We start from the raw sequence: 23,170 nt of genomic DNA, 5'->3' as shown, positions 1-23,170 counted from the left end.
TGACACCCAATCGTATGATGATTAGCGTGGTCCTCCATCGCATACGGCTTCGAGGTGCCCATGTCCAACAGCTTTCATGCTACGACGGTCGACTGGCTGGGATGCTGGCTGGCCACGGGGCAGGTCAGGCCGGGTGAGTCACTCAAGGTCGAAGCCGACCTCGGCGAGCAACTTGGCGTGAGCCGCACGGTCATCCGCGAAGCGATCAAAACCCTGGTTGCCAAAGGCATGCTCGAGGTCGGCCCGAAAGTCGGCACGCGGGTGTTGCCGGTGCGGCGCTGGAACCTCTTCGATCCACAAGTCGTCGGCTGGCTGTCGCGCAGCGGCTTGCCGGAAAACTTCGTCGACGATCTGCTCGATTTGCGTCGCACCATCGAACCGATGGCCGTGCGCTGGGCTTGCGAGCGCGCGACCGGCGAACAGGTGGACGCGATCCTGTTGGCCTGCAACGCACTGGAACGGGCAGTGGACAACGGCATCGATTACAACCGTGCCGACCAGCTCTTCCACGAGTGCATCCTCGCCGCCAGCCACAATCAATTCATCGAACAAATGGTTCCCGCCCTCGGTGCGTTGCTGGCGGTGGCCTTTGAAGTGTCCGCTGCCGATCCGGATGAACTGCGTCGCACCTTGCCGATTCACCGGGACCTGGCCGAGGCTATCGCGGCCCGTGATACCGCTCGGGGTGTCTGGGCCTGCATGACCCTGATCGATAACGCCGCCCTGGCGATCAAGCGTTACTACCCGCAAGTCATGGCCGACAAAAAGGCCAGCTGAGAACTCGAACCGCTGTAGGAGCGAGCTTGCTCGCGAGGGTGTATCAGCACCACGAGGCCGACTGACACACCATCGCCAGCAAGCTCGCTCCATCATAAAAACAAGAACCCTGCAGGAGGTTTCATGACGTTGACGGTGGTTACCGGGCATCGGGCGAAACTGGGCGAAGGTCCGTTCTGGGATGCGCCGACCCAGGCCCTGTATTGGGTGGATATCGCGGGTAAACAGGCGTTGCGGTTGATCGGCACCAACGTGCAGATCTGGCAGATGCCGGAACATGTGTCCGCCTTTATCCCCTGTGAAAGCGGCGACGCGCTGGTGACATTGAGCAGTGGCGTGTATCGGCTCGATCTCGATTCACCGGGCCTGGCGCCGCGCCTGACATTGTTCTGCGTGGCCGATCCGCAACCGGGCAACCGCCCCAACGAAGCTCGCTGCGACGCCCAGGGCCGGCTCTGGCTGGGTACCATGCAAAACAATATCGGAGAACAGGGTGAAGACCTGCCCATCGTGCGCCGTTCGGGTGGACTGTTTCGCATCAATCGTACCGGGCGGGTTGTGCCGTTACTGCGCAACCTGGGCATTCCCAACACGCTGTTGTGGAGCGATGACGGTACCCGCGTTTATTTCGGCGACAGCCTCGATGGCACCTTGTATCGACACTTCATCCGCAGCGACGGCGCCCTTGATGCGCCGCAGGTCTGGTTTGGCCCGCATGGGCGCGGCGGCCCGGACGGTTCGGCGATGGATGCCGAAGGTTTTATCTGGAATGCCCGTTGGGATGGACACTGTCTGCTCAGGTTGAGCCCTGACGGCAAAATCGACCGGACCATCGAACTGCCGATCAGTCGTCCCACCAGTTGCGTGTTCGGCGGTGAGGACCTGAAAACCCTGCACATCACCAGCGCGGCGAGTCCGCTGGGACATCCGCTGGATGGGGCGGTGTTGTCGATTCCGGTGGAGGTGCCCGGGAAGCGTTGCACGCGCTTTGCGGATTAAGTCCCATAATATGGGATGTAAATATATATATTGAGATTTGTCGCAGGCCAGGTTTATAGTCGGCCTCACCAGTTACATGCACTCACACTCAAAAAAACAAAACAGGTGAAGTGATGCAGCGAAACTCCCCCGTGCTCCCTAGCGGAGACAGTGCCGCAAAGCGTTTTCAAGCTGAAACGTTTTCGCCCTCACCTGTTTTCTTCCACAACGCAATTTGACCGGCCATCGACTGATGTCCGGTTTTCGTCGTGTTTTCGAACAGGAGTCTTGAACCATGGCTGAACCGCTGTCGTTGCCCCCAGTGCCCGAACCGCCCAAGGGTGAGCGCCTCAAAGACAAAGTCGTGCTGCTGACCGGTGCCGCCCAGGGCATTGGCGAGGCCATTGTGGCAACCTTTGCGTCCCAGCAGGCCAGGCTGATCATCAGCGACATCCAGGCCGAGAAGGTCGAGAAGGTCGCGGCGCACTGGCGCGGACAGGGCGCCGACGTGGTGGCGATCAAGGCTGACGTTTCACAGCCGCAGGATCTGCAGGCGATGGCCAGGCTGGCGGTCGAGCGACACGGCCGGATCGATGTGCTGGTCAACTGCGCCGGGGTCAACGTGTTCCGTGATCCGCTGGAAATGACCGAGGAAGACTGGCGTCGCTGCTTTGCCATTGACCTCGATGGCGCGTGGTATGGCTGCAAGGCGGTGCTGCCGCAGATGATCGAGCAGGGCATCGGCAGCATCATCAATATTGCCTCGACCCATTCCTCCCACATCATTCCGGGCTGCTTTCCCTACCCGGTGGCCAAGCACGGCTTGCTCGGCCTGACCCGCGCGCTGGGCATCGAATATGCGTCCAGGGGCATCCGCGTCAACGCCATCGCACCGGGCTATATCGAAACTCAGATCAATATCGATTACTGGAACGGTTTCACCGACCCTCACGCTGAGCGCCAACGTGCGTTTGACCTGCATCCACCCAAACGCATCGGCCAGCCGATTGAAGTGGCGATGACCGCGGTGTTCCTGGCCAGTGATGAAGCACCGTTCATCAATGCCTCGTGCATCACCATCGATGGTGGGCGTTCGGTGATGTATCACGACTGAGTGACCGGGCTTTCAGGCGTCCTGGTACGTCTGAAATCCAATCATCATACGATATGACTATTGGCGGTTCGGTTTACCGCCTTGGCTTTACAGAACGCTTTCAAAGAACGCTCAACAAAAATAACAAGGAGTCAGCTTATGAATCGTCGTCATGCTATCCGTTCCCTGTGCTGTGCCGCGTTGGCGGTATCGGCGGTCAGCCTGAGCAGCACGCTGCTGGCGGCCGAGGAAGTGAAAATCGGTTTCCTGGTCAAGCAGGCGGAAGAACCCTGGTTCCAGACTGAGTGGGCGTTTGCCGAAAAGGCCGGGAAAGAGAAGGGCTTCACCCTGATCAAGATCGCCGTGCCGGACGGTGAGAAAACCCTGTCGGCCATCGACAGCCTCGCGGCCAATGGCGCCAAAGGCTTCGTGATCTGCCCGCCGGACGTGTCCCTCGGCCCGGCAATCATGGCCAAGGCCAAGCTCAACGGGTTGAAGGTGATCGCCGTCGATGACCGTTTCGTCGATGCCAGCGGCAAGTTCATGGAAGACGTGCCGTACCTCGGCATGGCCGCGTTCGAAGTCGGCCAGAAGCAAGGCCATGCCATGGCCACCGAGGCGAAGAAACGCGGCTGGGACTGGAAAGATACGTACGCGGTAATCAACACCTACAACGAACTCGACACCGGCAAGAAGCGCACCGACGGTTCGGTGAAAGCCCTGGAAGACGCCGGCATGCCGAAGGACCACATCCTGTTCTCGGCCCTCAAGACCCTCGACGTGCCGGGCAGCATGGACGCCACCAACTCGGCATTGGTGAAACTGCCGAGTGCAGCGAAGAACCTGATCATCGGCGGCATGAACGACAACACCGTACTCGGCGGTGTGCGCGCCACCGAGAGCGCCGGGTTCGCTGCGGCCAACGTGATCGGCATCGGCATCAATGGTACCGACGCCATCGGCGAGCTGAAGAAGCCCGACAGCGGCTTCTATGGTTCGATGCTGCCGAGCCCGCACATCGAGGGCTACAACACCGCAAGCATGATGTACGAGTGGGTCACCACCGGCAAAGAACCGGCGAAGTACACCGCCATGGATGACGTGACGCTGATCACCCGCGACAACTTCAAGCAGGAACTGGAAAAGATCGGCCTGTGGAACTGACGGCCATTGATTTCAGCGGCGGCCTCGGTGACGAGGTTGCCTGTCCGGTTTGAAGAGGTGGGTTATGCACGCGCAAACACATACACAGCAACACAGCGGCAGCTTGCGTTTCAACGGGATCGGCAAGACCTTTCCCGGGGTGAAGGCGCTGGACAACATCAGCTTCGTCGCCTATCCGGGGCAGGTTCATGCCTTGATGGGCGAGAACGGCGCCGGCAAATCGACGCTGCTGAAAATCCTCGGCGGGGCCTACATACCCAGCAGCGGAGCCTTGCAGATCGGCGAGCGGACGATGGACTTCAAGTCCACCGCCGACAGCATCGGCAGTGGCGTCGCGGTGATTCACCAGGAACTGCATCTGGTGCCGGAAATGACCGTGGCGGAGAACCTGTTTCTCGGGCATCTGCCGGCCAGTTTTGGCCTGATCAATCGCGGCACCCTGCGCCAGCAGGCGTTGGCCTGTCTCAAAGGGCTGGCCGATGAGATTGACCTGCAGGAGAAAGTCGGGCGCCTGTCCCTGGGGCAACGGCAACTGGTGGAAATCGCCAAGGCGCTGTCCCGTGGCGCCCATGTGATTGCCTTCGACGAACCCACCAGCAGCCTTTCGGCGCGGGAGATCGACCGCCTGATGGCGATCATCGGCCGGCTGCGGGACGAGGGCAAAGTGGTGCTCTATGTCTCCCACCGCATGGAAGAAGTGTTCCGCATCTGCAATGCGGTGACGGTGTTCAAGGACGGGCGATACGTGCGCACGTTCGATGACATGAGCGAGCTGACCCATGATCAATTGGTCACCTGCATGGTCGGGCGCGACATCCAGGACATCTACGATTACCGCCCGCGCCAGCGCGGCGCGGTGGCACTCAAGGTCGACGGTCTGCTCGGGCCGGGGTTACGCGAGCCCGTGAGTTTCGAGGTGCACAAAGGCGAGATCCTCGGGTTGTTCGGGCTGGTGGGCGCCGGTCGCACCGAACTGTTGCGCCTGCTCAGCGGCCTGACACGCAACAGCGCCGGACAGCTGAAACTGCGTGGCCATGCACTGAAGCTGCGTTCACCCCGGGACGCGATTGCCGCCGGGATCCTGTTGTGCCCCGAGGACCGCAAGAAGGAAGGCATCCTGCCGCTGGCCAGTGTCGCCGAGAACATCAACATCAGCGCCCGCGGCGCCCACTCCACCTTCGGCTGCCTGTTGCGTGGCTTGTGGGAGAAAGGCAACGCCGACCAGCAGATCAAGGCGCTCAAGGTGAAAACACCACACGCCGGGCAGCCGATCAAGTTTCTATCCGGCGGCAATCAACAGAAGGCGATTCTCGGCCGCTGGCTGTCGATGCCGATGAAAGTGCTGCTGCTCGACGAACCGACCCGCGGCATCGACATCGGCGCCAAGGCCGAGATCTACCAGATCATCCATAACCTGGCGACCGAAGGGATCGCGGTGATTGTGGTGTCCAGCGACTTGATGGAAGTCATGGGCATTTCCGACCGCATCCTGGTGCTGTGCGAAGGCGCGCTGCGTGGCGAACTGAGCCGCGACCAGGCCAACGAATCCAACCTGCTGCAACTGGCTTTGCCGCGCCAACGCGCCGACGGCGTGGCGAACTGAGAGGTGACTATGATGACAACCCAAAACAACACCCTGCCGACTACACGCAAACCGCTGGATATGCGGCGCTTTCTAGATGACTGGGTAATGCTGCTGGCGGCCGTCGGAATCTTCGTGCTCTGTACCCTGATGATCGACAACTTCCTGTCACCGCTGAACATGCGTGGCCTGGGCCTGGCGATTTCCACCACCGGCATTGCCGCGTGCACCATGTTGTATTGCCTGGCGTCCGGGCATTTCGACTTGTCGGTGGGCTCGGTGATTGCCTGTGCCGGGGTGGTTGCGGCGGTGGTGATGCGCGACACCAACAGTGTGTTTCTCGGTGTCTGTGCAGCGATGGTGATGGGCCTGATCGTCGGGCTGATCAACGGCATCGTCATCGCCAAGCTGCGGGTCAACGCGCTGATCACCACGCTGGCGACCATGCAGATAGTGCGCGGCCTGGCTTACATCTTCGCCAACGGCAAAGCGGTGGGGGTATCCCAGGAGTCGTTCTTCGTGTTCGGTAACGGCCAGATGTTCGGCGTGCCGGTACCGATCCTGATCACCATCGTCTGCTTCCTGTTCTTCGGCTGGCTGCTGAACTACACGACCTACGGGCGCAACACCATGGCCATCGGCGGCAATCAGGAGGCGGCGTTGCTGGCCGGGGTCAATGTCGACCGGACCAAGATCATCATCTTTGCCGTGCATGGCGTGATTGGCGCGTTGGCCGGGGTGATCCTGGCGTCGCGCATGACCTCCGGCCAACCGATGATCGGCCAGGGTTTCGAGCTGACCGTGATCTCGGCCTGTGTACTGGGCGGGGTATCGTTGAGTGGCGGTATCGGCATGATCCGGCACGTGATTGCCGGGGTGTTGATTCTGGCGATCATCGAGAATGCGATGAACCTGAAGAACATCGATACGTTTTATCAGTATGTGATTCGCGGTTCGATCTTGCTGCTGGCGGTGGTTATTGACCGCCTCAAGCAACGCTGAGACTCATTTCCTCTGTGTGCGGGTTTGCCCGTGAAGGGGCCATCAGCTTCAGTACATTTATCCTGGCTTCACTATTGCCTCATATTGCTGTCCTCGTCCTCGGTGGTGCTTGAGCCGAGACCACCGCTGCCGGGCGTTTTTTTGTCCGGCAAATCCGCCCCGCCCTGACGCCCCATGTCATTGCCCTGGATGCGTGGGTCGGTGCCGGTGGACGGAGGCAGGTTGTGGTCGATCGTGGTGCCATCGGTGTTCATGCCGGGGGCACTCTGGATGGCTGGCGCCCTGGGTTTTTCCACCGGATTGGTCGGGCCGGTGCTTGAGCCGAGGGTCCCGGCGAACGAGGCACAAGACAGCAGGGCGGTGAGGGCGAGGGCGGTCAACCTGGACAGGATCATGGTGTTGTCTCCAACGGGTAGAGTCCATACCTGATTAGTCCGTCCTCGACCGGGATAGGTGCGTTGTCAGCGACGGACGGCTCAGGCCTGCGTCAATGCCCTGACCGCTGCTGCCCTTCGCCAGATCAATCGGCCTGCGGTGATCAACCAGTTGAGCGTAGCAACCGCCAACACGGTGAGCAGCAGGGTGGCCATCCCTTGCTCGACGATGATTTTCCCGGCCAGCAAGGGGAAGCCGAACACTCCGATGAAGTACGACAGGCTGAACAGCAGCAGGGATTGCGCGGTGGTGCCAGTCGGCGCTTCATTGGCGGCCAGGCCGTTGATCACCGAGTAGGTCAGGCCGTAACCGATCCCGAGCATCACCGCCGCGAGCACGTAGCTGAAGCTGCTGTCGACGACAAAACCGAACATGACGATCGATGCCAGCATCAGCCCCGAAAGCAGACACGAGGCACGCAATGGGTCGCGCTTGACCACGAACCCGGCAATCAGCATCCGGCCACTGATCGCCGCGCTCATGAAGCCGAGGAAGAACAGCGAGTAGTCGAGCGAGCGCGCTGCGGCATAACTGGTTTGAAAGCTCGACAGCCCGCCGAACACGCAGCCACCAAGACCGACCATGATGATCGGGAAGACAGCCCTGGACGACAGCACCTGACCCGCTGCACGCCACGAAATCCGCGACATGCTGCCCGATGGCAGGGAGGCCTGATTCAATTTTTGCTGCAGGCGCCAGAACAGCAGCACACCGATCAGGCTGGCCAGTGCCGCCAGATAAAACGCAGCGCTCACCGGATACCCGAGGGCACTCGCCGCGCGGCCGAGCAGTGGACCACTGCCGATCCCGGTCATCATGCTGCCCGACAGCAGGGCGAAGTATCTGGCGCGCTGTGCGGGTGTTACCAGGCTTGCCACCATGATCGGCCCCAGGGTGTAGAACACGCCCCAACCCAAGCCCAGCAACAGGCCGAAAAACAACAGCAGAGGGCCGAAGCCCGGGGTCAGGGCGAAGCCCAGGCTGGCCGCTACCAGCAACACACCGAACAGTGCCACTGACCGGGCGGCACCGAGCAGGTCGGACAGATGGCCGGAAACGATCACCGCCGCAAAGGTGCTGAGCATCGCCGCCGAAATCACACTGCCGGCATCGTGTTCGTTGCCGCCACGCGCGCTGATCAACAGCGACAGCAGGAAGGTCGAGCCGTAAGACAACGACAACAGGTAACTGGCGAGGCAAAACAGGCCGAACAACTTGCTTGAGACTGGGGGTGTTGCGGTAGACATGACGCGGTTCCTTGACCGGATAAGTGAGCAGCGCCGCTATCTAACCACGCAGTGCCCGAATGTCAGGTCCAAGGTTATCGATGCCAGGGTTAGTGGTGACCGGAGTGAAGCCTCTGCGTTGTTGTGGCGATCCAGCTTTTGTGGCGAGGGAGCTTGCTCCCGCTGGCCTGCGAAGCAGGCCCTTTCTCAAAGACTGCGTTCCACCAGTAAGACTCAAGTGTTCTTTTTGGGGCTGCTGCGCAACCCGGCGGGAGCAAGCTCCCTCGCCACAGGCAAGCCCCCTCGCCACAGGCCACGCGTCGTCTTAGTATGGCGTTTTCAACTTTAGACAAGGCACGTCCATGACGATCGAAATCCGCCCGGCGACCCCCAGTGATGCACCGCAAATCCTCGCGTTCATCACCGAACTGGCCGACTACGAACGTGCCCGCCATGAAGTCATCGCCAGCGTTGCCGATATCGAGCGCAGCCTGTTCAGCGAAGGCGCCACCGCCCACGGCCTGATCTGCCTGCGCGACGGTGCTGCCATCGGTTTCGCGGTGTTCTTCTTCAGCTATTCCACCTGGTTGGGCAGCAATTGCCTGTACCTCGAAGACCTTTACATCACGCCGGAACAACGCGGCGGTGGCGCGGGCAAGACCCTGCTGCGGCATCTGGCGAAAATCGCCTGCGCCAACGACTGCGGCCGTTTCGAGTGGAGCGTGCTGGAGTGGAATACGCCGGCCATCGATTTCTACAAATCCCTGGGTGCGCAGCCGCAGGAGGAGTGGGTTCGGTATCGGATGGACGGGGCCGTTTTGAGGGATTTTGCTGCGGGTAATTGATCGGCCCTTAAAAGATCGCAGCCTTCGGCAGCTCCTACACCGGGACGAACGTTCACCTTGTAGGAGTTGCGGAAGGCTGCGATCTTTTTTTTGTCTTCGTCTCACAATATGGGATTGATATTTATATATTGAGATTTCCCGGCATCCGGGTTTATAGTCCCGCTCACTCACTGCCAAAAACCAAAACAGGTGAAGCGATGCAGGCGCAATTGATCGCGCTCGACTGGGGGACAACCTCATTACGTGCTTACAAACTGGCTGAAGGCGGGCAGGTGCTCGAACAGCGCTCGCTGGCGTCGGGGATCATGCAGTTGCCCAAGACACCTCGAGTCATTGGCGGCCGGGAATGCACCGACGGTTTTGAACTGGCCTTCGATGAGGCATGCGGTGACTGGCTCGATGCCCAGCCGCAATTGCCGGTGATTGCCTGTGGCATGGTCGGCAGCGCCCAGGGCTGGTGCGAAGCGGCGTATCGCGACACGCCGGCGAACGTCGCCACGCTCGGCACTTCCTTGCAAACCGTGTGCAGCCTGCGTGGCGTCGATGTGCACATCGTGCCCGGCGTCATCGAGCGTTCACGTCTGCCGAACGTGATGCGCGGCGAAGAAACCCAGGTGCTCGGTGTGCTGCAGAACCTGCCGGGCGAGGCGAGCGCGGACCTGCTGATCGGCCTGCCGGGCAGTCATTCGAAATGGGTCGAAGTGGCCGACGGCTGCATCGTGCATTTCGATACCTTCATGACTGGCGAAGTCTTCGCCGTGCTCAGCGAGCACAGCATTCTCGGACGCACCCAGCAGCGTGGCGGGTCTTTCGATGGCGACGCGTTTGATCGTGGCGTGCAGGTCGCGTTGTCGGCGGACGGTGAAACCGGTCCGCTGTCGACCCTGTTCAGTGCCCGTAGCCTGGGCCTGACCGGCGAATTGAGCGCCACCGCTCAGGCGGACTATCTGTCCGGCCTGCTGATCGGCCACGAGTTGTCGGCCCTGGCCAATGTCCAGCGGCGTCGGCGCAACAGCGTCCATTTGCCGTCGATCATCCTTATCGGCAATACCCATCTCTGTGCCCGCTACCGCCGTGCGCTCGACGCCTGCGGTTTTACCCGGGTGACCCTGGCCGAACAGGCCACCGAACGCGGATTGTGGCAACTGGCGCTCGCCGCCGGTCTGGTCACGTCCACCGCATCCCGTTAAACCTGCCTGGAGGTCTGACATGCTCAAACAAGCGCTGGCGCAAAACGGCCTGATCGCGATCCTGCGCGGCCTGCGTCCACAGGAAGCTGCCGCTATCGGCGAAGTCCTGTACGCCGCCGGATTTCGCGTCATCGAAGTGCCGCTCAATTCCCCTGAACCGTACGACAGTATCCGCATCCTGCGCAGTATCTTGCCTGCCGATTGCCTGATCGGTGCCGGCACGGTGCTGACCCCGGAACAGGTCGAACGGGTGAAAGCGGCGGGGGGGCAGGTGATCGTCATGCCCCATAGCGATCCGAAGGTCCTGCGTGCGGCGAAAGCGGCGGGGCTGTACCTGTCGCCCGGTGTCGCCACACCGACCGAAGCCTTCGCGGCGCTGGCCGAAGGCGCGGACATCCTCAAGCTGTTCCCGGCCGAGCAAATGGGGCCGGCAGTCGTCAAGGCCTGGCTGGCGGTACTGCCGGCCGGGACGATCCTGGCGCCGGTCGGTGGCATCACCCCGGACAACATGCAGGAGTTTATCGACGCGGGCGTCAAAGGTTTCGGCCTCGGCTCCGGTCTGTTCAAACCGGGCATGACCCCGGAGCAAGTGGCGGCCAATGCCAAGGCCTATGTCGCTGCCTGGAAAGCCCTTCGCTAAGACTTTTTGGCGCTGCGAGCGCTGCATCCATAAGAGAGACAACAGATGAAAATCACCAAACTGACCACCTTCATCGTTCCGCCACGCTGGTGCTTCCTCAAGGTCGAAACCGACGAGGGCGTCACCGGTTGGGGCGAGCCCGTGGTCGAAGGCCGCGCCCATACCGTCGCCGCTGCCGTTGAGGAATTGTCCGACTACCTGATCGGCAAAGACCCACGCAACATCGAAGACATCTGGACCGTGCTCTATCGCGGTGGCTTCTACCGTGGCGGCGCGATCCACATGAGCGCCCTGGCCGGTATCGACCAGGCGTTGTGGGACATCAAGGGCAAGGCGCTGGGGGTGTCGGTCAGCGACCTGCTGGGTGGTCAGGTGCGGGACAAGATTCGCGTGTATTCGTGGATCGGCGGTGACCGCCCGGCGGACACGGCGCGTGCGGCCAAAGAAGCGGTCGAGCGCGGTTTCACCGCGGTGAAAATGAACGGCACCGAAGAACTGCAATTCCTCGACACCTTCGACAAAGTCGACCAGGCCCTGGCCAACGTCGCTGCCGTGCGCGATGCGGTCGGCCCGAACGTCGGCATCGGCGTGGACTTCCATGGCCGGGTGCACAAGCCCATGGCCAAGGTGCTGATGAAGGAGCTTGATCCGTACAAGCTGATGTTCATCGAAGAGCCGGTGCTCAGCGAAAACTACGAAGCGCTGAAAGAACTGGCACCACTGACCAGCACACCGATTGCCCTCGGCGAGCGCCTGTTCTCGCGCTGGGATTTCAAGCGCGTGCTCAGCGAAGGCTACGTCGACATCATCCAGCCGGATGCGTCCCATGCCGGAGGCATCACCGAAACCCGCAAGATCGCCAACATGGCCGAAGCCTACGACGTGGCGCTGGCGCTGCATTGCCCGCTGGGCCCGATTGCCCTGGCGGCTTGCCTGCAACTGGACGCGGCTTGCTACAACGCATTCATCCAGGAGCAGAGCCTGGGCATCCACTACAACGAGAGCAACGACCTGCTCGACTACGTGAAAGACCCACGGGTGTTCGATTACGACCAGGGCTTCGTGAAGATCCCGAACGGCCCGGGCCTGGGCATCGAGATCAACGAGGAATACGTGATCGAACGCGCCGCCATCGGCCACCGCTGGCGCAACCCGATCTGGCGCCATGCCGATGGCAGTTTTGCCGAGTGGTGAGTCACTGACACACCACTGAACCCTGTGGGAGCGAGCCTGCTCGCGAAGACGATGGTGCATTCAACATGGATGTTGCCTGACACACCGCATTCGCGAGCAGGCTCGCTCCCACAGTTTGATCTCCTTGCACAGTGAGATCTGCGTTAACCCGGTTTTCGACCTCAATAACCATAAGAAGAGGCACCCCCCCATGCAACCGCAAACCCTCACCGGCCAGGCGTCGTTGGTGGCGCCCAGCCGCAAGCGTTTTTTCATCATGGTGCTGTTGTTCATCACCGTGGTGATCAACTACCTGGACCGCAGCAACCTGTCGATTGCCGCCCCGGCATTGACCAGTGACCTGGGCATCGACCCGATCCACGTCGGCCTGATCTTCTCTGCCTTCGGCTGGACCTACGCGGCCATGCAGATCCCCGGCGGCTGGCTGGTAGACCGGGTCCCGCCACGCATTCTTTACACGGCAGCGCTGTTGCTGTGGTCGATTGCCACCGTGATGCTCGGCTTCGCCGGCAGCTTCATCGCGCTGTTCGTGCTGCGCATGGCGGTCGGGGCCCTGGAAGCGCCGGCCTATCCGATCAACAGCCGCGTGGTCACCACCTGGTTCCCCGAGCGGGAGCGTGCCACGGCCATCGGTTTCTACACCTCCGGACAATTCGTCGGCCTGGCCTTCCTGACACCGGTGCTGGCCTGGCTGCAGCACGAATTCGGCTGGCACATGGTGTTCGTCACCACCGGCGCGGTAGGCATTCTGTGGGCCGTGATCTGGTACGCGGTGTATCGCGAGCCACGGGATTTCAAAGGCGCCAATCAGGCGGAGATCGACTTGATCCGCGAGGGCGGTGGGCTGGTGGATATCCAGGCCGAACAGGCCAAGGTCAAAACCAAATTCAGCTGGACTGACCTGGGGATTGTCCTGACCAAACGCAAGCTCTGGGGTATCTACCTCGGCCAGTTCTGCCTCAACTCGACCCTGTGGTTTTTCCTGACGTGGTTCCCGACCTACCTGGTGAAATACCGCGGCATGGACTTCATCAAGTCCGGCCTGCTGGCGTCGCTGCCGTTTCTCGCGGCCTTTGTCGGCGTACTGTGTTCCGGTTTTTTCTCGGACTTTTTGATCCGTCGCGGTTACACGGTGGGTTTCGCCCGCAAGTTGCCGATCATCAGCGGCTTGCTGATTTCCACCTCGATTATCGGCGCCAACTTCGTTGAGTCGACGCCGCTGGTGATTGCCTTCCTCGCGCTGGCATTTTTCGGCAACGGCCTGGCTTCGATCACCTGGTCATTGGTGTCGACGCTCGCCCCGGCACGTTTGCTCGGGCTGACCGGCGGGGTGTTCAACTTCATCGGCAACCTGTCGGCGATTGCCACGCCTATCGTGATCGGCTTCCTCGCCACGGGTGATTCCTTTGCCCCGGCGATCACCTACATCTCGGTGCTGGCATTGATCGGTGCACTGTCCTACATCTTGCTGGTGGGCAAGGTCGAGCGTATCAAGTTGTAGTCGTGGCACGCGGGCGACCATAATGCCGCCCGTTCACTCGCTCAACGGTATAGGCTGGATATGCAGGAAGACGCCCCAAAAATCGCCAAGGACGCCGCACCGACCGGCACCCAGACCCTGCTTCGCGGTTTGGGTGTGGTTCATGCCGTGGCCAGCGGCGCCCGCGATCTCAAGGAAATCGCCCGGCTGATCGGCACCACGCGCAGCACCACCCATCGCCTGGCCAGTTGCCTGGTGGACGAGCGTTACCTGCGGGTGGTGCCGCAAGTCGGTTATCTGCTGGGGCCGAAGTTGATCGAGTTGGGCTTTCAGGCCCGTGAAGAGTTGCCGTTGGTGACCCTGGCCGGGCCGTATCTGGATGAGTTGTCGGCGTTGACCGGCGACACCGTTCATCTGGCGATCCGTGAAGGCGACGAAGTGCTGTACCTGCACAAGAACCCGGGACGCAATGGCCCGGAAATGCGCTCGCGGGTCGGCCATCGGATGCCGCTGGCGCGCACCGGGATCGGCAAGGCGCTGATGCTTGATGATTCGCCGCAAGAGTGGCAGCGCCTGTACGAAGTCAGCCTGCCGGTGGGTGGGAAAAACCAGTTCTGGCCGCAGCACCCGGAGCAGTCCTGGGAGCAGTTTCAGCAGCGCATGGTCGAGTACGTGGCCGGCGGCTACGCCTTCGATCTGGAAGATAACGAGCCGTCGATCCGTTGCGTGGCGGCGCCGGTGCGCGATGCCAGCAAGCGCATCGTCGCCGGCATCAGCATCGCCAGTACCGTGCCGTATATGCCGCTGGAGAAAATGGCCGAGCTGATTCCACTGATCAAGGGTGTTACGGCGCGGCTCTCGGCGGAGCTGGGTCTCAAGGTCTGATTCGACCCCTTTGTGGGAGCGGGCTTGCTCGCGAAAGCGGTGTATCAGTCGACATCAATGTTGAATGAATGACCGCTTTCGCGAGCAAGCCCGCTCCCACAAGGGGTTTGTGTTGTTGCATAAATGCCAGGCAACAAAAAGGCCCCCATCCGGGAGCCTTGATGTTCAGCGGTCGGCTTACATGTTCGGGTAAGTCGGGCCACCAGCGCCTTCCGGCGTTACCCAGGTGATGTTCTGTGCAGGGTCCTTGATGTCGCAGGTCTTGCAGTGAACGCAGTTCTGGGCGTTGATCTGGAAGCGCTTCTCGCCGTCTTCCTTGGTGATCACTTCATACACGCCGGCCGGGCAGTAACGCTGTGCCGGCTCATCGTACAGCGGCAGGTTCTTGCTGATCGGGATGCTCGGATCGGCCAGCTTCAGGTGGCACGGCTGCTCTTCTTCGTGGTTGGTACCGGAGATGAACACCGAGCTCAGTTTGTCGAAGCTGATCTTGCCGTCCGGTTTCGGGTAGTCGATCTTCTTGCAATCGGCCGCCAGTTTCAGGCACGCGTAATCCGGCTTGGTGTCGTGCAGGGTGAACGGCAGTTTGCCGCCGAAGATGTTCTGGTCCAGCCAGTTGAAGCCGCCACCGACGATGGCGCCGAACTTGTGGATCGCCGGGCCGAAGTTGCGGCTGGCGAACAGTTCGTCGTAGAGCCAGCTCTTCTTGAACGCGTCGACGTAGGTGGTCAGCTCTTCGCTGCCGTCCTTTTCAGCGAACAGTGCTTCGGCCACGGATTCAGCGGCGAGCATGCCGGACTTCATCGCGGTGTGGCTGCCTTTGATCTTGGCGAAGTTCAGGGTGCCGAGGTCGCAACCGATCAGCGCGCCGCCCTTGAAGACCATCTTCGGCAGCGAGTTCAGGCCGCCTTTGCAGATCGCGCGAGCGCCGTAGCTGATGCGCTTGCCGCCTTCCAGGTACTGCTTGAGCACCGGGTGATGCTTGAGGCGCTGGAACTCGTCGAATGGCGACAGGTAGGTGTTGCTGTAGGACAGGTCGACGATCAGGCCGACGACGACCTGGTTGTTTTCCAGGTGATAGAGGAACGAGCCACCGGTGTTCTCGGTGCCCATGATGTCCAGAGGCCAACCGGCGGTGTGCACCACCAGGCCTGGCTGGTGTTTGGCCGGGTCGACTTCCCAGATTTCCTTCAGGCCGATGCCGTAGTGCTGGGCGTCGGCATCGCTGTCGAGGTTGAAGCGCTTGATCAGCTGCTTGCCGATGTGGCCACGGCAACCTTCGGCGAACAGCGTGTACTTGCCACGCAGTTCCATGCCCGGGGTGTACAGGCCTTCTTTCGGGTTGCCTTCGCGGTCAACGCCCAGGTCGCCGGTGATGATCCCGCGAACTACGCCGTTCTCGTCGATCAGCGCTTCCTGAGCGGCGAAGCCCGGGTAGATTTCCACGCCCAGGTTCTCGGCCTGCTGGGCCAGCCAGCGGCACAGGTTGCCCAGGGAGATGATGTAGTTGCCTTCGTTGTGCATGGTCTTGGGCACAAAGAAGTCTGGAACTTTCTGCGCGCTTTCAGCGTTCTTCAGCACGAAGATGTCGTCACGGGTGACGGGGGTGTTCAGCGGCGCGCCGAGTTCTTTCCAGTCCGGGAACAGTTCGTTCAGGGCGCGTGGTTCGAACACGGCACCGGACAGAATGTGAGCACCGACTTCGGAGCCTTTTTCGACCACGCAGACGCTGATTTCCTTACCGGCTTCGGCGGCCTTCTGCTTCAAGCGGCAGGCGGCGGAAAGACCAGCGGGGCCGGCACCGACGATGACGACGTCGAATTCCATGTATTCGCGTTCCACAGGTTATCTCCTACTCAAGGCTCAACAGTTTTTTTTCTAATTTGGAGGTTGGGTGTCGCATCCATGAATTCCGGCGCAACGCCGAAAGCGGACAATCGATTGACCACCTTTCTCTTTGGGTGGCGCATTATATCTACACCACTCTCAGCGTCCAATACAAACGTTTGTTTGAATTGGCTCAAAGCCAGAGAAATCAAAGTCACGCGCCTTATGAACGGCCATTTTGGCGTATTGACCGGAATAGGCGTTCCGGTCAAGATACGGGCGGTTTTGCGCTCGCCGTAGGCTGGCAGTTGGTTTCAAGAGCACCTCTAAAGACAGGGCGATGGCAGTAGAGAGTGATGCGCTGCGCGGGTTTGATGCGCAGTTTACACGCCGCGATGTTGAATGACTCGTCAGTCACCACTGACGAACGGTCATGCAGATCATGAGCGCTGGTCACTTGACACCTTTGCCGGCGTTTTTGGAGGTGCCCTTGCGCCCGATGAGCATCAACCGCCAGGTTCGCCTAGGCGACTTTCTTTTCACCGGAGAGTAACGAGGAATCCATGAAGGTTCTTGTAGCTGTCAAACGCGTTGTGGATTACAACGTCAAGGTTCGCGTCAAGGCGGACAATTCCGGCGTCGATCTTGCCAACGTCAAGATGTCGATGAACCCGTTCTGCGAGATCGCCGTGGAAGAAGCCGTACGCCTGAAAGAAAAAGGTGTTGCGACTGAAATCGTCGTCGTCTCCGTCGGCCCGTCCACCGCTCAAGAGCAACTGCGCACCGCGCTGGCCCTGGGTGCCGACCGCGCCATCCTCGTCGAGTCCGCCGAAGACCTGACTTCCCTGGCCGTTGCCAAGCTGCTGAAGGCCGTTGTCGACAAGGAACAGCCTCAGCTGGTGATCCTTGGCAAACAAGCCATCGACAGCGACAACAACCAGACTGGCCAGATGCTCGCTGCATTGAGCGGCTACGGTCAGGGCACGTTCGCTTCGAAAGTCGAAATCAGCGGTGACAGCGTTGCTGTGACTCGCGAAATCGACGGCGGCGCGCAGACAGTTTCCCTGAAACTGCCGGCCATCGTCACCACCGACCTGCGTTTGAACGAGCCGCGCTACGCGTCTCTGCCAAACATCATGAAAGCCAAGAAGAAGCCTCTCGAAGTGCTGACTCCGGACGCTTTGGGCGTTTCCACCGCCTCCACCAACAAGACCCTGAAAGTCGAAGCGCCGGCTGCACGCAGCGCGGGTATCAAGGTCAAGTCGGTGGCTGAACTGGTCGAGAAACTGAAAAACGAAGCGAAGGTAATCTAAATGACTATCTTGGTTATTGCTGAACACGACAACAAAGTGCTGGCCCCGGCCACGCTGAACACCCTTGCTGCCGCCGCCAAAATCGGTGGTGACATCCACGTTCTGGTTGCAGGCCAGGGCGCTGGCGCCGTGGCTGAAGCCGCTGCGAAAGTCGCTGGCGTGGCTAAAGTGCTGGTAGCCGATAACGCTGCCTACGCTCACCAACTGCCGGAAAACGTTGCGCCGCTGGTTGCCGAACTCGGCAAGGGCTACAGCCACATCCTGGCTGCCGCTACTTCCAACGGTAAAAACATCCTGCCGCGCGTTGCCGCTGCACTGGACGTTGACCAGATCTCCGAGATCATCTCGGTAGAAAGCGCTGACACCTTCAAGCGCCCGATCTACGCCGGTAACGCCATCGCTACCGTTCAATCGAACGCTGCAGTGAAAGTGATCACCGTGCGTGCCACCGGTTTCGACCCGGTTGCCGCTGAAGGTGGTTCGGCTGCTGTTGAGGCGGTTGCTGCTGCCCACGACGCTGGCATCTCCAGCTTCGTCGGCGAAGAACTGGCCAAGTCCGATCGTCCGGAACTGACCGCTGCCAAGATCGTCGTTTCCGGCGGGCGCGGCATGCAGAACGGCGACAACTTCAAACACCTGTACGCCCTGGCCGACAAGCTGGGCGCTGCCGTGGGTGCTTCGCGCGCCGCGGTCGACGCAGGTTTTGTTCCGAACGACATGCAGGTCGGTCAGACCGGCAAGATCGTTGCTCCACAGCTGTACATCGCCGTCGGTATCTCCGGCGCGATCCAGCACCTGGCCGGCATGAAAGACTCCAAAGTGATCGTTGCGATCAACAAGGACGAAGAAGCGCCGATCTTCCAGGTGGCCGATTACGGCCTGGTGGCGGACCTGTTCGAAGCCATCCCTGAGCTGGAGAAGCTGGTCTAAACCGGCTGCTTCACTTATAAAGAGCCCGGCCTTTTGGTCGGGCTTTTTTTTGCTCTTCTGTAGGAGCGAGCTTGCTCGCGATGGACTTCAATGCGCCGCGTTTTTCCAGAATGAACGCGTCATCGTTAACGCCCATCGCGAGCAGGCTCGCTCCTACAGGGGGGCATAACCGGGTATGAGTGGAGTGTGAAGCCATGGATCTGCGCTGTGTGTGGAGCTTGCTGGGATTGACGCTGTTGCCGGCGCTGTCTTTCGCCGCAGGCAAATGCGAACGCCTGGTGGTCACCGGCAGCCCCGACGCGCCGCCGTACCTGTGGCAAGACCCGCAGAATCCCAAACACCTGATCGGTGCCAGTGCCGATTTGCTGCAGCAAGTGGCGGGGGAGTTGGGGCTCAAGGTCGAACTGCTGTATGCCGGCAAACGCGCCCAGGCCCTGGACGAAGTGCGCAGCGGACGCATGGACATGCTGGCGGACGCGACGTTGACCGTCAGTGAGTTGGAAACCCTGGATTACATCCATCCACCCTTGCTGGAAAACGACTACCTGGTCTGGACGCGCAAGGACTCGACGCTGGTCTACAACGAAGCGCCAGATCTGCACGGCCATCCGGGTGCCGTGTCGGAAAAGGCTCGATTGACCCCGGAATTCGGCACCTTTGCCGCACAGCAATTAACCCTTGCGCGCACGTCCAACCTGACCCTGGCCTTTCAGAAACTGTTGTTGGGTGAAGTCGAATTTGTCCTGGCCGGACGTTACTCGGGCATGGCGACTGCACAGACGTTGGGCATGGCCGGTGATCTGATCGCACGTTCGCAACCGGTCGACAAGCCTGGCCTGTTCCTGGCGATTTCCCACAACTCGGCCTGCAACGATCCGTGGTTGCGCGGACAGTTGGCCAAAAAGATGACAGAATTGCCCGCGTCCGGACTGACGGAAGCCGTGCTGATGCGCAATATCGAGCGCTGGAAGGCACAGCGCTCACAACCGCAGCAACCCTCGCAACAACCCGTCAGTACCCCAAAACAGTAGGGATATTTAGTGAGTATTCGACCTCTTTTCGCTGCCGTGGCCATTGTCGCCCTGGCGGGTTGTGCAACCGATCCGGCGCCGAATGAACAAATGCGCCTGACCGAACAGGCACTCGAACAGGCCAAGGCCGTGGGTGCCACCGCCGACGATGTGCCGGAAATGAAACTGGCCGAGGACAAGTACAACCGTGCCAAGGGCAACATGACTGATCAATCGTTCAAGAACGCGCGCATGCGGGCCGAACAGGCCGAGCTGGATGCGCGCCTGGCTGAGGCCAAGGTGTTGACGGCCAAGAGCGAGGAACAGTTGAACGTGCTTAACACCCGCATCGCCCGTCTGCAAAAGCAACTGGGAGATGCTCAATGAGCCTCAAGCGCAAAACCCTTGGCGGTTTGATCCTGGCCGCCAGCCTGACCGGTTGCGTCAGCCAGCACAGTGAGAACGCGTTGCAGCAGGCCGGAACCGACTTTCAGAAGGTCAAGGAAGACTCCAATGTGCTGCGAATCGCCCCCAAGGACGTGATCCGCGCCGGTGAGTCCCTGGCCCGTGCCGACCGCCTGTCCAGCTATTGGGGCAGTGGTTCGGACGTGGTGCATTACGCCTACCTGAGCCAGCGCTATAGCGCCATTGCCCGGGAACACACCAATCAGGCGCTCAACGAAGAGCAAGCGGCAAAACTCGAACTGGAACGCCAGCGTCTGCAACTGGCATTGCGTGAGTCCAAACTGTTCAGTGTGCAGCAGCAAGGCAAATGGCTCGAAGAGCAGATCCTGGCATTGACCACCTCCCAGACCGACCGCGGTCTGGTGATGACGTTGGGCGACATGCTGTTCGACACCGGCGAAGCGGAATTGAAACCTTCGGCCAACCGCGTGGTGTTGAAGATCGTGCAGTTCCTGCAACTCAACCCCAAGCGTGTGGTGCGCATCGAAGGTTACACGGACAGTACCGGGGGCAAGCAGGAAAACCTCAAGCTGTCTCGCGACCGCGCACAGTCGGTGGCTGACGTGCTGATAGACCTGGGCATCGACGACAAGCGCATCCAGGTCGAAGGTTATGGCGACGAGTATCCCGTGGACGCGAATGCGTCGGAACGGGGCCGTGCACAGAACCGTCGGGTGGAGATTGTGTTTTCCGACGAAAACGGCCAGCTCGGCGCCGCCCGCTAAATCTGCTCCAGGGTGACGCTATGCACCCTGTAGGAGCTGTCGAGTGAAACGAGGCTGCGATCTGTTGATCTTGCTCTTGATGCTCAAGTGGGGCTGAAAAGATCGCAGCCTCGTTTCACTCGACAGCTCCTACAAGCTCCTACAGCCCGGTCTGCCATGCAGCGCCGGGTTTTTTTATGCCTGCCGATTACCGCACAAAACAGTACAGATTTTGCTGACACTGCACTGTACGGTCGACTATTGTGGTAACTGTCCCCGTACACTTCTAAACTGTTCCGGTATTGTTTTACACAAGAATAAAATGCCCGTGAAATCGAGTGCTGCGTCATGACCAATCTTTTGCTCTATCAACGTATTGCTCAACAACTGGCCGAAGACATCCGCCGTGGGGTCTATCAGCCGGGAGAGCGCGTGCCTTCGGTGCGCAAGATGAGTTCGCAGCTCAATGTCAGTCATGCGACGGTGTTGCAGGCGTATGCCAATCTCGAAGATCAGGGGCTGATCCGCGCCCGGCCGCAGTCGGGTTACTACGTGCACCAGACACCGGCACTCACGGCGCCGACGCCGGACATCGCCCGGGTCGAGCGCCCCGGCCTGGTCACCCGTAGCAGCATCATTCAACAAGTGTTGGTCGAATCCCGTCGTGAAGGTGTCTTCCCGCTGGGCGCTGCGGTGCCGAGTGTCGACTATTTGCCGGTGCGGGCGCTGCATCAGCAATTGGCCAAAGTCACTCGTTTCCATAGCCCGCGGGCCTTCAGTTACATGTTCAGTCCCGGTTTCGAGCCGTTGCGCCGGCAGGTGGCGATCCGCATGCGCGATGCCGGCGTTGTGGTCGATCCGTCGGAAGTGGTGATCACCCACGGCTGCGTCGATGCGCTGCAGATGTCCTTGCGCGTGCTGACCCGCCCGGGCGATCTGATTGCAGCCGAGTCGCCGACCTATTACGGGTTGCTGCAACTGGCCGATCTGTTGGGCCTCAAGGTCATCGAGATCCCTAGCGATCCGGCCACGGGCATGAGCCTGGAAGCCCTGCAACTGGCAGCCAACCAATGGTCGATCAAGGCGTTGGTGCTGACCACCCGGCTGAGTAACCCGTTGGGCGGCACCATGCCTGAAGAACGACAGAAACAACTGCTGCGCCTGGCGTCGGACTTCGATATCCAGATTGTCGAAGACGATATCTACGGTGAGCTGATGTTCGAGCAGGGACGCACCAAATCCCTCAAGGCCTATGATCGGCTGGACCGGGTGATCTATTGCTCGAGCTTCTCGAAAACCCTGTCGCCCGGGGTGCGGATCGGCTGGATGATTGCCGGCAAGTTTCAGCAGGAAATCCAGCGCTTGCAGACCTTCAGCACGCATTCAGCGTGCAGCGTGACCCAGATGGGCATTGCCGCTTACCTTGAAAACGGCGGGTACGACCGGCATTTGCGCTTCATCCGTCAGGAGTACCGCAAGAACCTCAGTGCCTTCCAGCTGGCCGTGCAGCAGTATTTCCCGGAAGGCACGCAGATGACCCGGCCTACCGGTGGCTTCATTCTGTGGGTCAGTCTGCCGGGGCGGGTCAACACCCAGGAGTTGCACGTGCGGGCATTGCAGCAGGGCATCAGTATTGCGCCCGGGCTGATATTCAGTAATACCGAGCAATTCAATCACTGCATTCGCCTCAATTGCGGCACGCCCTGGAATCGTGAAGCCGAGCGCGCGTTGATGACCCTGGGCATGCTGGCCACCCAACTCTGCCAGGAGATGGCTGGCGGTTTGTAATAGTCTGCTACTGCGCTTGTCTTGTGGGCTGCAACAGGCGAGCATATGTACCTCTGCCGTTTGCACCCACCGTTGGATACATGAAACCGATTTTTCCTGCTGCCTGGCTTTTGCTCTGCCTGATTGCGAGTATTCAGCCGGTATCCGTCGTTGCCGCCACCGAGCAGGACCAGCAGACCACCGGCAGTTTCCACGTAGCACCGATAGAAACCGCACCCGCAAAAAAAGCCTCGCCGGCCAGGAAACCGGCGACGCCCGCGAAAAAACGCCTACCCATTGCTTCCAAATCGAAACCGGCCAGCGAAGTGGTAAAGACCGAGCTTCCATCCGCCAAGCTGGACCTGAGCTTGCCCAAGGATATGGTTCAGGAACTCAAACCGGTCGGAACAATGCCGTTGTCCAAGCGCGAACCGCTGTTACCCCAGATGTTCGGTGACAAAAGCGGCAGCAGCCCGTTCCAGCTCAACGGCCGCCTGCTCAGCAATGAAATGCAGCTGCAACTGCGCAATGAAGAGCGCCGCGAGGTTGAAGGCGCGGCACTGGATTTCGAGTTCAAGCAGTAACGCCAACAAGATCCGCGAGCCGCAGAACAGACGCTTTGTCGGAGACTGCTCGGTCATGCCCGTTTGCGTGGAAAAACCC

22 protein-coding genes are annotated in these 23,170 nt (G+C 60.5%); 19 read left to right on the top strand and 3 right to left on the bottom strand.

Going from position 1 to position 23,170, the window contains the following annotated elements; all coding sequences use genetic code 11:
* The first annotated feature begins 60 nt into the window (after positions 1 to 60).
* The 6 genes from AC07YV_RS19800 to araH all read left to right on the top strand — a co-directional run bounded on the left by AC07YV_RS19800 (position 61) and on the right by araH (position 6,596).
* Positions 61 to 777 (top strand): FadR/GntR family transcriptional regulator, encoded by a 717-nt coding sequence (locus AC07YV_RS19800; protein WP_102700889.1) that lies wholly within the window; start codon positions 61 to 63, stop codon positions 775 to 777.
* Positions 778 to 900: 123 nt separating this feature from the next.
* A complete protein-coding gene (locus tag AC07YV_RS19795) occupies positions 901 to 1,776 on the top strand; it encodes an SMP-30/gluconolactonase/LRE family protein (protein WP_102700888.1) in 876 nt (291 codons plus the stop codon).
* Between the two features lie 274 nt (positions 1,777 to 2,050).
* On the top strand, positions 2,051 to 2,869 hold the full coding sequence (locus AC07YV_RS19790; protein ID WP_102700887.1) for an SDR family oxidoreductase: 819 nt from the start codon (positions 2,051 to 2,053) through the stop codon (positions 2,867 to 2,869).
* Between the two features lie 138 nt (positions 2,870 to 3,007).
* The gene (locus tag AC07YV_RS19785) at positions 3,008 to 4,012 is read left to right on the top strand and encodes a substrate-binding domain-containing protein (RefSeq protein WP_102700886.1); all 1,005 of its coding nucleotides are present in this window, start codon (positions 3,008 to 3,010) and stop codon (positions 4,010 to 4,012) included.
* Positions 4,013 to 4,076: 64 nt separating this feature from the next.
* A complete protein-coding gene (gene araG, locus AC07YV_RS19780; RefSeq protein ID WP_102700885.1) occupies positions 4,077 to 5,615 on the top strand; it encodes an L-arabinose ABC transporter ATP-binding protein AraG in 1,539 nt (512 codons plus the stop codon).
* A 12-nt stretch (positions 5,616 to 5,627) separates the two neighbouring features.
* Positions 5,628 to 6,596, top strand: a complete 969-nt coding sequence (gene araH / locus AC07YV_RS19775; protein WP_102700920.1) for an L-arabinose ABC transporter permease AraH — start codon at positions 5,628 to 5,630, stop codon at positions 6,594 to 6,596.
* A 71-nt stretch (positions 6,597 to 6,667) separates the two neighbouring features.
* Here araH and AC07YV_RS19770 read toward each other — a convergent pair whose 3' ends face one another.
* Both AC07YV_RS19770 and AC07YV_RS19765 read right to left on the bottom strand, forming a co-directional pair.
* Positions 6,668 to 6,991, bottom strand: a complete 324-nt coding sequence (locus tag AC07YV_RS19770; protein ID WP_102700884.1) for a hypothetical protein — start codon at positions 6,989 to 6,991, stop codon at positions 6,668 to 6,670.
* Positions 6,992 to 7,072: 81 nt separating this feature from the next.
* Complete coding sequence (locus AC07YV_RS19765; RefSeq protein WP_102700883.1) at positions 7,073 to 8,278, bottom strand: MFS transporter; 1,206 nt, start codon at positions 8,276 to 8,278, stop codon at positions 7,073 to 7,075.
* A gap of 341 nt (positions 8,279 to 8,619) precedes the next feature.
* Here AC07YV_RS19765 and AC07YV_RS19760 point away from each other — a divergent pair, with 341 nt between their 5' ends.
* The 6 genes from AC07YV_RS19760 to AC07YV_RS19735 all read left to right on the top strand — a co-directional run bounded on the left by AC07YV_RS19760 (position 8,620) and on the right by AC07YV_RS19735 (position 14,491).
* Positions 8,620 to 9,102, top strand: coding sequence for a GNAT family N-acetyltransferase (locus AC07YV_RS19760; RefSeq protein WP_085724875.1), 483 nt, complete (start codon positions 8,620 to 8,622; stop codon positions 9,100 to 9,102).
* A 197-nt stretch (positions 9,103 to 9,299) separates the two neighbouring features.
* Positions 9,300 to 10,292, top strand: coding sequence for a 2-dehydro-3-deoxygalactonokinase (locus AC07YV_RS19755; protein WP_102700882.1), 993 nt, complete (start codon positions 9,300 to 9,302; stop codon positions 10,290 to 10,292).
* 19 nt (positions 10,293 to 10,311) lie between these two features.
* Positions 10,312 to 10,932, top strand: coding sequence for a 2-dehydro-3-deoxy-6-phosphogalactonate aldolase (locus tag AC07YV_RS19750; RefSeq protein ID WP_102700881.1), 621 nt, complete (start codon positions 10,312 to 10,314; stop codon positions 10,930 to 10,932).
* Between the two features lie 45 nt (positions 10,933 to 10,977).
* A complete protein-coding gene (gene dgoD / locus AC07YV_RS19745) occupies positions 10,978 to 12,126 on the top strand; it encodes a galactonate dehydratase (RefSeq protein ID WP_007977010.1) in 1,149 nt (382 codons plus the stop codon).
* Between the two features lie 190 nt (positions 12,127 to 12,316).
* A complete protein-coding gene (locus AC07YV_RS19740; RefSeq protein WP_102700880.1) occupies positions 12,317 to 13,627 on the top strand; it encodes an MFS transporter in 1,311 nt (436 codons plus the stop codon).
* Positions 13,628 to 13,687: 60 nt separating this feature from the next.
* Positions 13,688 to 14,491 carry an IclR family transcriptional regulator gene (locus AC07YV_RS19735; protein WP_102700879.1) on the top strand — a complete coding sequence of 268 codons (804 nt, stop codon included), beginning with the start codon at positions 13,688 to 13,690 and terminating at the stop codon, positions 14,489 to 14,491.
* Positions 14,492 to 14,668: 177 nt separating this feature from the next.
* Here AC07YV_RS19735 and AC07YV_RS19730 read toward each other — a convergent pair whose 3' ends face one another.
* Entirely contained in the window at positions 14,669 to 16,333 is a 1,665-nt protein-coding gene (locus AC07YV_RS19730) for an electron transfer flavoprotein-ubiquinone oxidoreductase (RefSeq protein ID WP_102700878.1), read from the bottom strand.
* A 548-nt stretch (positions 16,334 to 16,881) separates the two neighbouring features.
* On the opposite strand from AC07YV_RS19730, the gene AC07YV_RS19725 reads away from it, so the two are divergent.
* The 7 genes from AC07YV_RS19725 (at position 16,882) to AC07YV_RS19695 (ending at position 23,091) form a co-directional block, all read left to right on the top strand.
* Positions 16,882 to 17,631, top strand: coding sequence for an electron transfer flavoprotein subunit beta/FixA family protein (locus tag AC07YV_RS19725; RefSeq protein ID WP_015093946.1), 750 nt, complete (start codon positions 16,882 to 16,884; stop codon positions 17,629 to 17,631).
* Complete coding sequence (locus AC07YV_RS19720; RefSeq protein ID WP_102700877.1) at positions 17,632 to 18,561, top strand: electron transfer flavoprotein subunit alpha/FixB family protein; 930 nt, start codon at positions 17,632 to 17,634, stop codon at positions 18,559 to 18,561.
* Positions 18,562 to 18,755: 194 nt separating this feature from the next.
* Positions 18,756 to 19,592, top strand: coding sequence for a substrate-binding periplasmic protein (locus AC07YV_RS19715; protein ID WP_102700875.1), 837 nt, complete (start codon positions 18,756 to 18,758; stop codon positions 19,590 to 19,592).
* A gap of 9 nt (positions 19,593 to 19,601) precedes the next feature.
* Complete coding sequence (locus AC07YV_RS19710) at positions 19,602 to 19,958, top strand: DUF4398 domain-containing protein (RefSeq protein WP_015093949.1); 357 nt, start codon at positions 19,602 to 19,604, stop codon at positions 19,956 to 19,958.
* Entirely contained in the window at positions 19,955 to 20,761 is an 807-nt protein-coding gene (locus AC07YV_RS19705) for an OmpA family protein (RefSeq protein ID WP_102700874.1), read from the top strand. Before AC07YV_RS19710 ends, AC07YV_RS19705 begins: the two co-directional genes overlap by 4 nt.
* Positions 20,762 to 21,088: 327 nt before the next feature.
* Positions 21,089 to 22,528, top strand: a complete 1,440-nt coding sequence (locus AC07YV_RS19700) for an aminotransferase-like domain-containing protein (RefSeq protein ID WP_102700873.1) — start codon at positions 21,089 to 21,091, stop codon at positions 22,526 to 22,528.
* Positions 22,529 to 22,608: 80 nt separating this feature from the next.
* Positions 22,609 to 23,091, top strand: a complete 483-nt coding sequence (locus AC07YV_RS19695) for a translation initiation factor 2 (protein WP_102700872.1) — start codon at positions 22,609 to 22,611, stop codon at positions 23,089 to 23,091.
* The last annotated feature ends 79 nt before the right edge of the window (positions 23,092 to 23,170 follow it).

Source organism: Pseudomonas sp. GW456-E7 (genome assembly GCF_059424105.1).
This window is presented reverse-complemented; position numbering and strand designations above follow the sequence as displayed.

Bases quoted from the DNA above. Each gene is read 5' to 3' on its own strand.
- AC07YV_RS19700 (WP_102700873.1), top strand. From the start codon at position 21,089: ATGACCAATCTTTTGCTCTATCAACGTATTGCTCAACAACTGGCCGAA.
- AC07YV_RS19695 (WP_102700872.1), top strand. From the start codon at position 22,609: ATGAAACCGATTTTTCCTGCTGCCTGGCTTTTGCTCTGCCTGATTGCG.
- AC07YV_RS19790 (WP_102700887.1), top strand. From the start codon at position 2,051: ATGGCTGAACCGCTGTCGTTGCCCCCAGTGCCCGAACCGCCCAAGGGT.
- AC07YV_RS19735 (WP_102700879.1), top strand. From the start codon at position 13,688: ATGCAGGAAGACGCCCCAAAAATCGCCAAGGACGCCGCACCGACCGGC.
- AC07YV_RS19800 (WP_102700889.1), top strand. From the start codon at position 61: ATGTCCAACAGCTTTCATGCTACGACGGTCGACTGGCTGGGATGCTGG.
- dgoD (WP_007977010.1), top strand. From the start codon at position 10,978: ATGAAAATCACCAAACTGACCACCTTCATCGTTCCGCCACGCTGGTGC.
- AC07YV_RS19785 (WP_102700886.1), top strand. From the start codon at position 3,008: ATGAATCGTCGTCATGCTATCCGTTCCCTGTGCTGTGCCGCGTTGGCG.
- araG (WP_102700885.1), top strand. From the start codon at position 4,077: ATGCACGCGCAAACACATACACAGCAACACAGCGGCAGCTTGCGTTTC.
- AC07YV_RS19705 (WP_102700874.1), top strand. From the start codon at position 19,955: ATGAGCCTCAAGCGCAAAACCCTTGGCGGTTTGATCCTGGCCGCCAGC.
- AC07YV_RS19795 (WP_102700888.1), top strand. From the start codon at position 901: ATGACGTTGACGGTGGTTACCGGGCATCGGGCGAAACTGGGCGAAGGT.
- AC07YV_RS19725 (WP_015093946.1), top strand. From the start codon at position 16,882: ATGAAGGTTCTTGTAGCTGTCAAACGCGTTGTGGATTACAACGTCAAG.
- AC07YV_RS19715 (WP_102700875.1), top strand. From the start codon at position 18,756: ATGGATCTGCGCTGTGTGTGGAGCTTGCTGGGATTGACGCTGTTGCCG.
- AC07YV_RS19765 (WP_102700883.1), bottom strand. From the start codon at position 8,278: ATGTCTACCGCAACACCCCCAGTCTCAAGCAAGTTGTTCGGCCTGTTT.
- AC07YV_RS19740 (WP_102700880.1), top strand. From the start codon at position 12,317: ATGCAACCGCAAACCCTCACCGGCCAGGCGTCGTTGGTGGCGCCCAGC.
- AC07YV_RS19760 (WP_085724875.1), top strand. From the start codon at position 8,620: ATGACGATCGAAATCCGCCCGGCGACCCCCAGTGATGCACCGCAAATC.
- AC07YV_RS19755 (WP_102700882.1), top strand. From the start codon at position 9,300: ATGCAGGCGCAATTGATCGCGCTCGACTGGGGGACAACCTCATTACGT.
- AC07YV_RS19750 (WP_102700881.1), top strand. From the start codon at position 10,312: ATGCTCAAACAAGCGCTGGCGCAAAACGGCCTGATCGCGATCCTGCGC.
- AC07YV_RS19770 (WP_102700884.1), bottom strand. From the start codon at position 6,991: ATGATCCTGTCCAGGTTGACCGCCCTCGCCCTCACCGCCCTGCTGTCT.
- AC07YV_RS19720 (WP_102700877.1), top strand. From the start codon at position 17,632: ATGACTATCTTGGTTATTGCTGAACACGACAACAAAGTGCTGGCCCCG.
- araH (WP_102700920.1), top strand. From the start codon at position 5,628: ATGACAACCCAAAACAACACCCTGCCGACTACACGCAAACCGCTGGAT.